Genomic DNA, 12,143 nt, shown 5'->3' on the forward strand with positions numbered 1-12,143 from the left:
CCGGCGCCGCCGCAAGCCCGGGCCGCCCGGGGTGCCGCACCCGGCCCGGCCGGCGTTGCGGGCCGACTGGCTGCCGCTGCTGGCCGTGCTGCTGATCCAGGGGGCGCTCTCGTACCACCTGATCCTCAGCAACACCGCCTTCATCGACGAGGGCACCTACATCTACGCGGGCTACCAGGAGATCGCGCACCTGCGGCACGGCACCCCGGTGTCGACGTACGAGACCTTCTTCTCCGGCTCCCCGCTGATCTACCCGGTGGTGGTGGCCGTCGCGGACTTCCTCGGCGGGCTGAACGGCGCCCGGCTGCTGAGCCTGGCGTTCATGCTCTCCGCCACCGTCGCCGTCCACCTGGCCACCCGGCGGCTGCACGGCTCGCTCGCGGCGTTCTGCGCGGCGGTGGCCTTCGTCGCGCTCGGCCCCACCCAGTTCCTCGGCGGCCTGGCCACCTACGACGCGATGGCGCTGGCGATCCTCGCCTGGTCCGGGTACTTCGCGGTGCGGCTGACCACCGGCGGCGGCTACCCGAGCCTGGTCGCCTCCGGGCTGCTGCTGGCCCTGGCCGGCGCCACCAAGTACGCCGCGCTGCTGTGGGTGCCGGTGGTGGCGGGCATCGCGGTGCTGGCCGGGCCGCGCGGGTCGCTGCGCCTCTGGGAGGCCTGGCGGCGCGGGCTGCTGGTGCTGCTGACCTTCGTGGTGGCGGTCGGTGCGGCGGCGCTGGCGGCCGGCGAGAAGTACGTCAACGGCTTCAACCACACCACGCTCAAGCGCGCCCCGGGCCACGACTCGTACTCCTACGTCGCTTCGGAGGCCGCCCGCTGGGTCGGCCCGCTGCTGGTGGTCGCGCTGGCCGGGGTGCTGGTGCAGCTGGTGCGGGCGCGGCGGCGCGGTGGTGCGGCCTGGCCCGAGTTCTGGCTGGCGCTGCTCCTGCTGCTGGCCGGACTGATGGCGCCGGTGAACCAGATCCGTATCCACACCTGGCTGTCCCTGCAGAAGCACGTCGACTTCGGCGCCTGGTTCTCCTGCATCGTGGTGGGCCTGGTCCTGGCCCGTACGGTGCTCTGGCTGAAGGGCCGGCTGCACCTGGTGGCCGGGGTGGCGGCCGCCGCCCTGGTGGTCGGTCCGCTCGCCTGGGTGGGTTCGGCCCAGGGCCGGGAGATGTACGGAGAGTGGTCGAACTCGAAGGAGTTCGTGGCCGCCCTGGAGCCGTACATCGTCAAGGGCGAGGACCGGTACCTGGTCGAGAACTACAACGTCCCCGCGTACTACCTGCGCAAGCAGACCAACTGGCAGCAGTGGCACGACCTGGTGGCCGTCTTCCGCCGGGACCCGGCCACCGGCGAGATGCAGAACGGGGTGCCCGCGATCCAGGCCGGCATCCAGGCCCACGAGTGGAAGGTCGTGGTCCTGGACTTCACCCAGACCGGGGCCATCGACAAGGCGATCCAGCCCACCCTGAAGGCCGCCGGGTACCGGGTGGTCACCGTGGTGACGAGCGGGAAACACGGCCGGTACACCGTCTACGTGGCGCCCGGGTACGACAAGAGGCCGTGACGGGCGTTCAGGACGGGCCGTCCGCTCGGAACGCCATCGTGTAGACCATCAGATCCATCCCCGGGTACGGGGACCAGTCGCGCTCGGGGGTGCGCCGGAAGCCGACGCGTTCGTAGAGCCGGTGGGCGGCGGTCATCTCCGGGCGGGTGGAGAAGGCCATGCCGGCCAGGTCGAGTTCGCGGCTGCGGGTGACGGTGGCGCGGACCAGGGCCTCGCCGACGCCGCGGCCTCGGGAGGCGGCGGCGGTGGCGAGCATCCGGATCTCGCCCTCCCCCGGGGAGGCTATGTCCGCCCACTCGGTGCCGCCGACCGCGAAGGTCACGCAGCCGAGGACCCCGGCTCCGGCCGCGTCGACGGCGACGAGGAGCTCGGCCTCCCGGGCCCGCCGGCCGGCGTCGCGCAGCAGCTCGACGTAGCTGCTCGTGGGCTCGGTGTAGCCGTCGCCGACGAAGGTCTCGACGGTGATCCGGCCGGCGTCGGCGAGGTCCTCCGGGAGGGCCTGGCGGATGAGGAAGTCCATCGGGCCAGTGTGCCGGAGCGCTCCGTGGGACGGTTCTCCGGGGTCGAACGGGCCGGGAGGGCGGCCCGGTCGGCGCCGGGGCGAGGGGAGGCGGCGGGCGGGGTGCCGTACAGCCGCTCGGGGCGGGCCGGGTCTGCGGGGTAGCCGCCCGGGCGGTGGTAGTTGTCGCGGCCGGCCGCCGGGCCGCGGGAGGCTTCGCGGCCGATCAGGACGCCGAGCAGGCCGAAGCCGCCGACGGCTGCGGCCAGGGCGAGTGCGCCGGAGAGGGTGTCGCTGTCCATGGGCACCACTGTGGCCGGGCGGCGCGGCGGCCACGAGTGGCAGGAATGACCGATTGCCTCGAAATCCTGCCAGCCGGCGCCTTCCGCGGCGGCGGGCAGCGGGGGCATCCTGGACGGCATGCTGAAGAGTGACGGCATGCTGGAGAACGTGGTCGCGGTGGTGCTGGAGGAGATCCACCCCTTCGAACTGGGCGTGGCCTGCGAGGTGTTCGGCCTGGACCGCACCGCCGACGGACTGCCCGGGTACGACTTCGCGATCGCCGGGGCCCGCCCGGGGCCGCACGCGACCCACTCCGGCTTCGCGGTGGACGTCCCGTACGGCCCCGAGCGGCTGGCCGGGGCCGACCTCGCCGTGGTCACCGCGGCGGGCATCCGCCGCACCTACCCGGAGCCGCTGCTGGAGGCGCTGCGCGGGGTGGTCGAGGCCGGCGGCCGGGTGCTGTCCATCTGCAGCGGCGCCTTCGTGCTGGGCGCCGCCGGGCTGCTGGACGGCCGCCGCGCCGCGACCCACTGGCGGCACGGCGAGGCGCTGGCCGCGCGTTTCCCGCTGACCACGGTCGAGCCGGACGTGCTCTACGTGGACGACGACCCGGTGATCACCTCCGCCGGGACGGCGGCCGGAATCGACGCCTGCCTGCACCTGGTGCGCAAGGTGCAGGGCGCCGAGGTGGCCCGGGATATCGCCCGCCGGATGGTGGTGGCGCCGCACCGGGAGGGCGGGCAGGCCCAGTTCGTGAACCGCCCGCTGCCCGAGGCCACGGGCGAATCGCTGGCCCCGCTGCTGGACTGGATGCGCCACCACCTGGCCGAGGAGGCCAGCGTCGAGCAGCTCGCCGGCCGGGCGCACATGTCGCCGCGCACCTTCGCCCGCCGCTTCCAGCAGGAGACCGGCACCACCCCGCACCGCTGGCTGGTCGGCCAGCGGGTGCTGCTCGCCCAGCGGCTGCTGGAGTCCACCACCGAGTCGGTGGACGCGATCGCCGCCCGCTGCGGCTTCGGCAACGCGGCTGCCCTGCGGCACCACTTCGGCCGTCGGCTGGGCACCACGCCGCTGGCCTACCGGCGATGCTTCGCCGGCCCGGACCCGGCCTGCGAACCGACCACACCCTGACGGACCGTCAGTCCTCCTTGGCCGCCAGGTGCTCGACCCCGTTCCAGGCGTCCGGCCGCAGCCGTCCCTCCTGGGCCCGCCAGAGGCTGGTGGAGCAGTTGTGTACCGGCCCGAGCGCGGTGAGCTGCTCCTCGGTGAGCCGGTCCAGCGCGTAGCGGAGCATCAGCACCGTGCAGTCGTGCGCGACCAGCAGGACGGGTCGTCCGGCCTCCTCCTCGCAGAGGTCCCGCAGCAGGCTGCGCACCCGCAGTGCGACGTCGGCCCAGGACTCGCCGCCCGGCGGTCGGTAGTACAGCTCGCCCATCTTGCGCCGCCGGGCCGCCTCCTCCGGGTGCTTGGCCTCGATCGCGGCCTTCGGCAGCATCTCCAGGACGCCGAGTTCGCGGTCGCGCAGCCGCTCGTCGTAGCGGACGGCCAGGGTGACGGGGACGACGCCGAGCCCGGCGGCCTGGGCGAGTGCGATCCGGGCGGTCTCGGCGGTGCGTACGTACGGTGAGCACCAGACGCTGCGCGGGCGGTCGGCGCTGGGCAGGCCGGCCCACCAGTGGCCGAGTGCCTGGGCCTGCCGGCGGCCGTGCAGCGACAGCGGGATGTCGGCGTCGCGGCAGCTGATCGGGACGCTGAGCGCTCCGGCGGCCTCGGCCAGCTGGAACTCGACGTTGGCGGTGGACTCCCCGTGCCGGGTGGCGATCAGCACGGACGGCAGCCGGCCGGCCGCCGCCGGGCGGTGGGCGGTGCCGTGCTGGCCCTGCGCGGTGACGTGGTGGTGCTGGCTCTGGGTGGACTGGTGCTGGCCGTTGAGGGTGGTACCGAGTTCTGCCATGGCCGCGAGCTCCCCGTGGTCGATCAGGTCCCGGCCGGATGCCGGTCCGGTCTGGTGGTGCCCGGCGTACACGCCTGTTCATACATATGATCGCGCCGCCTTCTCCAGTGTTCACGGAGAAGGCGGCGCGATCACAGGGCGCGTACCGCGCGAATCAGTGCGCCGCTACAGGCTCCGGCGCGTTCTTCAGCTCTTCGTCGCCGGCTTCGGCGCTGTAGTCGGACGGCTTGGTCTCGTCCGGGCCGTCCGGCGCCTTGAGCGCCCGCAGCACCAGGGTGAGCGCCACCGAGACGATCAGGTTGAGGGCGAAGGCGGTCAGGCCGATGTAGCCGATCTCGCCGATGCCGGGGATCTCGGCCGCGTTGCCGCCGAAGTGCTTGGTGGCCGGGCTGGCGATCCCGTACGCCTTCCAGGTGCCGTACACCATGCCGGCCGCCCAGCCGGCGAACAGCGCCCAGTGGTGGAACCAGCGGGTGAACAGGCCGCCGACGATCGCCACGAAGGTCTGCAGGATCCACAGGCCGCCCAGCAGCTGGAGGTTGATCGCGGCCTGCTTGTCCATGCCGAGCACGAAGACCAGCGCGCCGACCTTCACCAGCAGCGAGACCAGCTTGGCGATCCGGGTCTCGTCGGCGGGGGTGGCGGCGGGCTTGAGCCACTCCTTGTAGACGTTGCGGGTGAACAGGTTGGCCGCCGCGATGGACATGATGGCGGCCGGCACCAGCGCGCCGATGCCGATCGCGGCGAAGGCCACGCCGGTGAACCAGTCCGGGAACATGTCCGCGAACAGCTGCGGCACCGACAGCTGGGAGTTGTAGCCCTTGACGCCCTTGCCGACGCCCGCCGCGATCGCCATGAAGCCGAGCAGCGCCAGCAGGCCCAGCATCAGCGAGTAGGCGGGCATGATCGCCATGTTGCGGCGCACGGTGTTGCGGGACTTGGAGGCCAGCACACCGGTCACCGAGTGCGGGTACATGAACAGCGCCATCGCCGAACCGAGGGCGAGCGTGGCGTACGTCCACTGCTTGTTCTCGGGGATGGTCAGCGAGCCGGCCTTGGCCTCCTTGAAGTGCTGCGCGGCCGTGTCGAAGATGTGCCCGTAGCCGCCGAGCCGGATCGGGATGTAGATCACCGCGACGATGATCACGATGTAGACCAGGGCGTCCTTGACGAAGGCGATCAGCGCCGGGGCGCGCAGGCCGGAGGAGTAGGTGTACGCGGCCAGCACGCCGAAGGCGATGAACAGCGGCAGGTCCTTGACGAACCAGTTGGCGTTCTCCCCGCCGCCGACCCCCAGCACGTCCAACACGGCCTGGATGCCGACGAGTTGCAGGGCGATGTACGGCATGGTGGCCAGGATGCCGGTGAGCGCCACCACCAGCGACAGCGGCCGCGAGCCGTACCGGCCGCGCACGAAGTCGGCCGGGGTCACGTAGCCGTGCACCCGGGAGACCGACCAGAGCCGGGGCAGGAAGAGGAAGACCAGCGGGTAGGCGATGATCGTGTACGGCACCGCGAAGAAGCCCGCCGCGCCGGTCGCGTACACCGCCGCCGGGACGGCGACGAAGGTGTACGCGGTGTAGAGGTCGCCGCCGAGCAGGAACCAGGTGACCCAGGTTCCGAAGCTGCGGCCGCCCAGGCCCCACTCGTCCAGGTGCGCCGCGTCGTCCGCGCGGCGCCAGCGCGAGGCGAGGAAGCCCATCGCGGTGACGAGGGCGAAGAACAGCACGAAGACCACGAGGGCCGGCGCGTTGACGTCCTTCATCGCGCACCGCCCTTCCGGGCCGCCTTGCGGGCCTGCTCGTCCCGGTTGATCAGCAGGTAGGCGGCGACCGTGAACACGGCCGACACCGGCACCCAGAGCAGCTGGTACCAGTAGAAGAACGGCATCCCGGCCACCGCCGGGTCGCCCTTGTCGTACGAGGACACCCAGAGCATCACGACGATCGGCACGAGCAGGGCGAGGCCGGCCAGCACCCGTTCGGGCGTCACCGCCGGGACGGACGTCCCGGCCGGCTCGGGCATGACATCGTCGACGGTCGGGGGATCAGAGGGCATCGTCGGCTCCGCTCCGGAGAGGTCCCCGTCGGCGCCGCAGCCCGGTCGGCGCCGAGCGCCGTACGGGCCCGCCGAGCAGCACCATCGGTGATCGGCAGTCAGGTTCAGTACGGCTGCGCAATCTAGAGCATGAGGTGATCCGTGTCACCGGAATCGACGGAACTTCCCGCCAGTCGGACGCAACCGACCGATGTCCGCCGTCGAGGGGCGCAAAGGTGCCACTGCCGAGGGGCGCAAAGGCGCTGCGGGGCAACGGAAACGCGGTACCGCGGTGGACGGAACGGGCGCCGCCGTCGCAGGATGTCGGGGCGCCGTCGCAGAACGCACATGGCACCGGCGCGCGCGGGTCGCGTGCGCCGGTGCCCGAAGTGCGGTGGGGGAGTGGGGTTACTCCGGACGCTTCAGCCGGGTGATGAACTTGTAGCGGTCGCCGCGGTAGATCGAGCGGACCCACTCGACCGGATCGCCCTCGGCGTCGAAGGAGTGCCGGGAGAGCTGGAGCATCGGCAGGCCGAGGTCGGAGCCGAGCAGGCCGGCCTCGCGCGGGTTGGCCAGGGTGGTCTCGATGGTCTCCTCGGCCTCGGCCACGGTGACCCCGTACACCTCGCGCAGTGCCGCGTACAGCGAGTTGTGCTTGGCCAGGTTGCGGCGCAGGGCGGGGAAGCGCTTCGCGGACAGATGGGCGACCTCGATGGCCATCGGGTCGCCGTTGGCCAGCCGCAGACGCTCGATCCGCAGCACCCGGCCGCCGGGCTTGATGTCGAGCAGCGGGGCGAGCCGGTCGTCGGCGGTGATGTAGCCGATCTCGATCAGCCGGGAGGTGGGCTCCAGGCCCTGGGCCCGCATGTCCTCGGTGTAGGAGGTCAGCTGGAGGGCCTGGGCGACCTTGGGCTTGGCGACGAAGGTGCCCTTGCCCTGGATGCGCTCCAGCCGGCCCTCGACGACCAGCTCCTGGAGGGCCTGGCGCACGGTGGTGCGCGAGGTGTCGAACTGGGCGGCCAGCGCGCGCTCGGGCGGCACCGGGGTGCCGGCGGGCTGGGTCTCGGTGAGCTGCAGCAGGTGCCGCTTCAGGCCGTAGTACTTGGGGACGCGCGCGGTCGGGTCGGTACCGGCCTGCGCCGGGAGGCTGTTCACCTCGGGGTCGTTGACCTGGGCGCTGGTTCCCCCGTCGCTGCTCATCGGACCTGTTCTCCCGCTTCTCGCGAGGTCTTCGGCGACCCCACCACATCGTTAACGGCTCACATCGTTGCATGTATGGCTACGGAACGAATACCTCATCACGCGATGAACGATGTGCGGTGTCGGCTTGATAACGGGTGGTCGGGATCGGTCGAACAGCCGTTGACAGGCCCATTGGTCTAGGCCAAGCTCCAGGCATCTGGTCTACACCACTAGGCCGGTCACTATGAATCCCCCCACCCGTTCGAAGGGGTCCGCGGCACCTTCCCCCCCGCTTTGTGTGGGTCTGCCGCTGCCGCCCGACGGGGGCAACCCAGGCATCCCTCAGGAGGATGGCGTGAAGCGTCAGCTCATCGCGGCGGTCGGCGTCGCAGCAATGGTCGTCGGCCTGGCGGCCTGCAGCTCGGACGGCAAGAAGAGCGAGGGCGACTCCACGTCCTCGTCCTCCTCGGCGGCCGACAAGTACAAGGGCAAGACGCTGAAGGTGTGGACCATGACCGGTTCCGCCCCGAAGGGCTGGACCGACGCGGTCAAGACCGAGTTCGAGACCACCTACCCGGGTTCGAAGGTCGAGTACGCCACCCAGGAGTGGACCGGCATCGGCGCCAAGGTCACCGCCGCGCTGTCGGAGGGCTCGGTCGACGTCCTGGAGGTCGGTAACACCCAGACCGCCGGCTACGCCGCCTCGGGTGGTCTGCTCGACATCACCAAGGACAAGGCCGCCCTGGGCGGCGACGCCTGGCCCGCCAACCAGAACGAGTCCGCCCTCATGGACGGCAAGCAGTACGCCGCCCCGTGGTACGTCACCAACCGCGTGGTCGCCTACAACAAGGACCTGTGGGCCAAGGCCGGCCTGACCGACACGCCGAAGACCCTGGACGAGTTCTACACCGACCTGGAGAAGCTGAAGGCCACCCCGGGCGTCGTCGACCCGATCTACATGCCGGGCCAGGAGTGGTACGTCTACTTCGGTCTGCTCACCAGCGAGGGTGGCAAGATCGCCAAGAAGGACGGCGACAAGTGGGTCGGCGGCCTGTCCTCGCCCGAGAGCCAGAAGGCCTTCGAGACCTACAAGAAGCTCCAGGGCTACTCGGCCACCGGTCCGAAGGACAAGGACGAGGCCACCCCGCAGCAGAAGGACGTCTTCGCCCAGGGCAACATCGGCGCGATGATCGGCCTCGGCTGGGAGCTGCCGGACGAGAAGGCCATGCCGAAGGACAAGATCGGTTACTTCCCGCTCCCCGGCAAGACCGCCGACAAGCCCACCGGCGTGTTCCTCGGTGGTTCGAACCTCGCGATCGCCTCGCAGAGCAAGAACACCGACATGGCCAAGGACTTCCTGAAGATCGCCCTCAACGACAAGAACGAGGGCCTGTTCGCCGCGGCCGGCATCACCACGAACAAGCCCGCGCTGAACGCCGGCATCCAGGGCGACTTCGCCAAGGCCGCCCAGCAGGCCGCCACGGTCGGCGCGATCACCCCGAACACCCCGAACTGGGCCAGCGTCGAGGACAACCCGAACCCGGTCAAGGAGTTCCTGACCGCTGTTCTCCAGGGCGGTGACTTCGCCTCCACGGCCAAGAAGTACGACGACGAGATCGCCAAGAAGCTCAACCAGAAGCAGTAGCACTGAGCGGCGTCGCTCACCGGCCCCGGCGGGGGCCGGTGGGCGACGCCTGTCCGTCGTGGCCAGGTTGTGAGGAAGTGAGAACGATGGCTGTGCATTCGGAGCGGGTGCAGACACAGTCCCCGGACCCAGGGAAGGCTGCTGTGGCCGGTACGGAGACGAGCGCCTCGGGCGGCGGCTCGAAGGGTGCCGCGCCGAAGGGTGCGAGATCGGCGGTCGGCCCCAGCCTGGGCTCACGCCTCGCGCCGTACCTGCTGCTGCTGCCGGCCACCGTGGCGACCCTGGCCCTGCTGGGCTGGCCGCTGCTCAAGACGGTCCTGCTGTCGTTCCAGAACCTCAACAGGCGTCAGCTCGTCCTGCACCTGACCGAGTGGACCGGCTTCGACAACTACAAGGAGCAGCTGACCGACCCGGAGTTCTGGGCGGTCACCGGACGGACCGTCGCCTTCACCCTGGTCAACGTGGTGCTGATCATGGTCGGCGGCACCCTGATCGGCCTGCTGCTGAACCAGCTCGGCAAGAAGATGCGGCTGGTGCTCCAGGTCGCGCTGCTGCTGGCCTGGGCCATGCCGGTGGTCGCCGCCACCACCGTCTACACCTGGCTGTTCGACTCCCAGTGGGGCGTCGTCAACTGGATCCTGGAGCAGCTGGGCTGGCACTCGATGCACGGCTACAACTGGCTCAGCAACGAGTACTCGACGTTCTTCGTGATCATCCTGCTGATCGTCTGGATGTCGATCCCGTTCGTGGCGTTCAACATGTACGCCGGTCTGACCACCATCCCGAGGGAGCTCTACGAGGCCGCCCGGATGGACGGTGCCGGCTCCGTCAAGATCTTCACCGCGGTCGTCTTCCCCAACCTGAAGCCGTTCTTCCTGGCCACGACCTTCCTTGAGGTCATCTGGGTGTTCAAGGCCTTCACCCAGGTCTACGCGGTCAACGCCGGTGGTCCGGAGAAGCTGACCCGGACCCTGCCGGTGCACGCCTTCCTGGAGGGTTCGGCCGGCCAGCACTACGGGATCGGCTCCGCGATCGCGGTGCTCACCATCCTGATGCTGGGCGTGCTGATGGCGTACTACTTCCGCATCATGATCAAGCAGGAGGACGAGCTGTGAGGCGCTCTCTCTTCGGACGTACCTGGCTGAACGTGATCGCGGCCGTCCTCGCCGTCTTCTTCGTCTTCCCCGTCTACTGGATGTTCGCGACCGCGTTCAAGCAGAACAGCGACATCATCAGCCCGACGCCGGTGTTCATCCCGCTCGACGCGACCTTCGAGCACTTCACCACCGCGGTCGACGCGCCGAACTTCTGGACGTACGTCGTCAACAGCGTCGTCGTCACCGTCGGCGCGGTGCTCGGGTCGCTGGTGATCGCGACCCTGGCGTCGTTCGCCATCGCCCGGATGAAGTTCCGCGGCCGCAAGACCTTCGTGCTGGTCATCATGATGGCCCAGATGGCGCCCTGGGAGGTCATGACCATCGCGGTCTACATCATCTCCCGCGACAACGACATGCTGAACAGCCTGGTGCCGCTGACCCTCTTCTACATGATGATGGTCCTGCCCTTCACCATCTGGACGCTGCGCAGCTTCATCGCCGCGGTGCCGAAGGAGCTGGAGGAGTCGGCCATGGTGGACGGCTGCACCCGCTCCCAGGCCTTCGTGAAGGTGATCTTCCCGCTGCTGGCCCCGGGCCTGATGTCGACCTCGCTGTTCGGCTTCATCACGGCGTGGAACGAGTTCCCGCTCGTCCTGATCCTCAACAAGGACAACGGCAAGACGCTGCCGCTGTGGCTGTCGTCCTTCAAGACCGCCTTCGGCAACGACTGGGGCGCCACCATGGCCGCGTCCACGATGTTCGCCATCCCCGTGCTGATCCTGTTCGTCTTCCTGCAGCGCAAGGCGGTCGGCGGTCTGACCGACGGCGCCGTGAAGGGCTGAGTCAACGTGAGCATCCTCGTTCCCACCGTGCAGGACAGCGACCAGCTGCACCGCGACGCCCTGACCGTCCTCCAGCCCGGCTTCGTCGGCACCGAGCCGCCGGAGTGGCTGCGCCGCCACCTCGCCGCGGGCCTCGGCTCGGTCGCACTGTTCGACCGCAACGTGGCCGACCTCGACCAGCTGTCCGCGCTCACCCGGGCGCTGCGCGCCGAGAACCCGGACCTGCTGATCGCCATCGACGAGGAGAGCGGCGACGTCACCCGGCTGGAGGCGGGCTCCGGCTCGTCCTGGCCCGGCAACCTCGCGCTCGGCGCGATCGACGACCCGGCGCTGACCCGGGACGTCGCCCGCGAGCTGGGCCGGGCGCTGGCCGCGGCCGGCGTCAACTACAACTGGGCGCCCACCGCGGACGTCAACTCCAACCCGCGCAACCCGGTCATCGGCGTCCGCTCCTTCGGTGCCGACCCCGAGCTGTGCGCCCGGCACACCGCCGCCTGGGTCGAGGGCCTGCAGTCGGCCGGTGTGGCCGCCTGCTCCAAGCACTTCCCCGGCCACGGCGACACCGCGGTGGACTCGCACCACGGGCTGCCGGTCATCGACGTCGACCTGGACGTGCTGCGCGCCCGCGACCTGGTCCCGTTCCAGGCGGCGATCGCGGCCGGCACCAAGGCCGTGATGACCGCCCACATCATGATCCCGGCGCTGGACCCGAAGCTGCCCGCCACCCTGAGCCCGACCGTGCTGCGCGACCTGCTGCGCGCGGCCCCGGCCGACGGCGGCCTCGGCTACCAGGGCCTGATCGTCAGCGACGCGATCGAGATGGGCGCCATCGCCGACACCTTCGGGATGGGCGAGGGCACCGTGCTGGCCCTGGCGGCCGGCGCGGACGCGATCTGCGTCGGCGGCGGGCTCGCCGACGAGGAGACGGTGCTGATGCTGCGCGACGCCATCGTGGCGGGCGTGCGCTCCGGCCGGCTCGCCGAGGAGCGGCTGGCGGACGCCGCCGAGCGGGTCCGGTCGCTGGGCAGCTGGGGCCGGATCGCGGCCCAGGGC

At 70.7% G+C, this 12,143-nt stretch carries 11 protein-coding genes; 6 read left to right on the forward strand and 5 right to left on the reverse strand.

Annotated elements, in window-relative coordinates:
- The coding region (locus KS423_RS24595; protein ID WP_224281896.1) for a glycosyltransferase family 39 protein at window positions 1-1,552 on the forward strand (1,552 nt) is incomplete at its 5' end.
- A 7-nt stretch (window positions 1,553-1,559) separates the two neighbouring features.
- On the opposite strand, the gene KS423_RS24600 is transcribed toward KS423_RS24595, so the two are convergent.
- Window positions 1,560-2,072 carry an N-acetyltransferase gene (locus KS423_RS24600; protein WP_224281897.1) on the reverse strand — a complete coding sequence of 171 codons (513 nt, stop codon included), beginning with the start codon at window positions 2,070-2,072 and terminating at the stop codon, window positions 1,560-1,562.
- A gap of 399 nt (window positions 2,073-2,471) precedes the next feature.
- Between KS423_RS24600 and KS423_RS24605 the strand changes: the two genes are divergently transcribed.
- Entirely contained in the window at window positions 2,472-3,464 is a 993-nt protein-coding gene (locus KS423_RS24605; RefSeq protein WP_374120020.1) for a helix-turn-helix domain-containing protein, read from the forward strand.
- A gap of 7 nt (window positions 3,465-3,471) precedes the next feature.
- Here KS423_RS24605 and KS423_RS24610 read toward each other — a convergent pair whose 3' ends face one another.
- The 4 genes from KS423_RS24610 to KS423_RS24625 form a co-directional block, all read right to left on the reverse strand.
- Complete coding sequence (locus tag KS423_RS24610) at window positions 3,472-4,287, reverse strand: histidine phosphatase family protein (RefSeq protein ID WP_224281898.1); 816 nt, start codon at window positions 4,285-4,287, stop codon at window positions 3,472-3,474.
- A 154-nt stretch (window positions 4,288-4,441) separates the two neighbouring features.
- On the reverse strand, window positions 4,442-6,052 hold the full coding sequence (gene mctP / locus KS423_RS24615; RefSeq protein ID WP_224281900.1) for a monocarboxylate uptake permease MctP: 1,611 nt from the start codon (window positions 6,050-6,052) through the stop codon (window positions 4,442-4,444).
- On the reverse strand, window positions 6,049-6,345 hold the full coding sequence (locus KS423_RS24620) for a DUF3311 domain-containing protein (protein WP_308020244.1): 297 nt from the start codon (window positions 6,343-6,345) through the stop codon (window positions 6,049-6,051). The genes mctP and KS423_RS24620 overlap by 4 nt, the downstream gene beginning before the upstream one ends.
- A gap of 387 nt (window positions 6,346-6,732) precedes the next feature.
- Entirely contained in the window at window positions 6,733-7,524 is a 792-nt protein-coding gene (locus KS423_RS24625) for a GntR family transcriptional regulator (protein WP_224281902.1), read from the reverse strand.
- A gap of 337 nt (window positions 7,525-7,861) precedes the next feature.
- Here KS423_RS24625 and KS423_RS24630 point away from each other — a divergent pair, with 337 nt between their 5' ends.
- From KS423_RS24630 to KS423_RS24645, 4 genes are all read left to right on the forward strand, one after another.
- Window positions 7,862-9,151 carry an extracellular solute-binding protein gene (locus tag KS423_RS24630; RefSeq protein ID WP_224281904.1) on the forward strand — a complete coding sequence of 430 codons (1,290 nt, stop codon included), beginning with the start codon at window positions 7,862-7,864 and terminating at the stop codon, window positions 9,149-9,151.
- An 86-nt stretch (window positions 9,152-9,237) separates the two neighbouring features.
- On the forward strand, window positions 9,238-10,266 hold the full coding sequence (locus KS423_RS24635; protein ID WP_224281906.1) for a carbohydrate ABC transporter permease: 1,029 nt from the start codon (window positions 9,238-9,240) through the stop codon (window positions 10,264-10,266).
- The gene (locus KS423_RS24640) at window positions 10,263-11,090 is read left to right on the forward strand and encodes a carbohydrate ABC transporter permease (protein WP_224281908.1); all 828 of its coding nucleotides are present in this window, start codon (window positions 10,263-10,265) and stop codon (window positions 11,088-11,090) included. Before KS423_RS24635 ends, KS423_RS24640 begins: the two co-directional genes overlap by 4 nt.
- Window positions 11,091-11,096: 6 nt before the next feature.
- Window positions 11,097-12,143, forward strand: a 1,047-nt coding sequence (locus KS423_RS24645; RefSeq protein ID WP_224281910.1) for a glycoside hydrolase family 3 protein, incomplete at its 3' end; no start/stop codon positions are given.

It is taken from the genome of Streptomyces sp. LS1784, assembly GCF_020103755.1.
GTDB lineage: Bacteria > Actinomycetota > Actinomycetes > Streptomycetales > Streptomycetaceae > Kitasatospora.

Bases quoted from the DNA above. Each gene is read 5' to 3' on its own strand.
- KS423_RS24600 (WP_224281897.1), bottom strand. From the start codon at position 2,072: ATGGACTTCCTCATCCGCCAGGCCCTCCCGGAGGACCTCGCCGACGCC.
- KS423_RS24605 (WP_374120020.1), top strand. From the start codon at position 2,472: ATGCTGAAGAGTGACGGCATGCTGGAGAACGTGGTCGCGGTGGTGCTG.
- KS423_RS24610 (WP_224281898.1), bottom strand. From the start codon at position 4,287: ATGGCAGAACTCGGTACCACCCTCAACGGCCAGCACCAGTCCACCCAG.
- mctP (WP_224281900.1), bottom strand. From the start codon at position 6,052: ATGAAGGACGTCAACGCGCCGGCCCTCGTGGTCTTCGTGCTGTTCTTC.
- KS423_RS24620 (WP_308020244.1), bottom strand. From the start codon at position 6,345: ATGCCCTCTGATCCCCCGACCGTCGACGATGTCATGCCCGAGCCGGCC.
- KS423_RS24625 (WP_224281902.1), bottom strand. From the start codon at position 7,524: ATGAGCAGCGACGGGGGAACCAGCGCCCAGGTCAACGACCCCGAGGTG.
- KS423_RS24635 (WP_224281906.1), top strand. From the start codon at position 9,238: ATGGCTGTGCATTCGGAGCGGGTGCAGACACAGTCCCCGGACCCAGGG.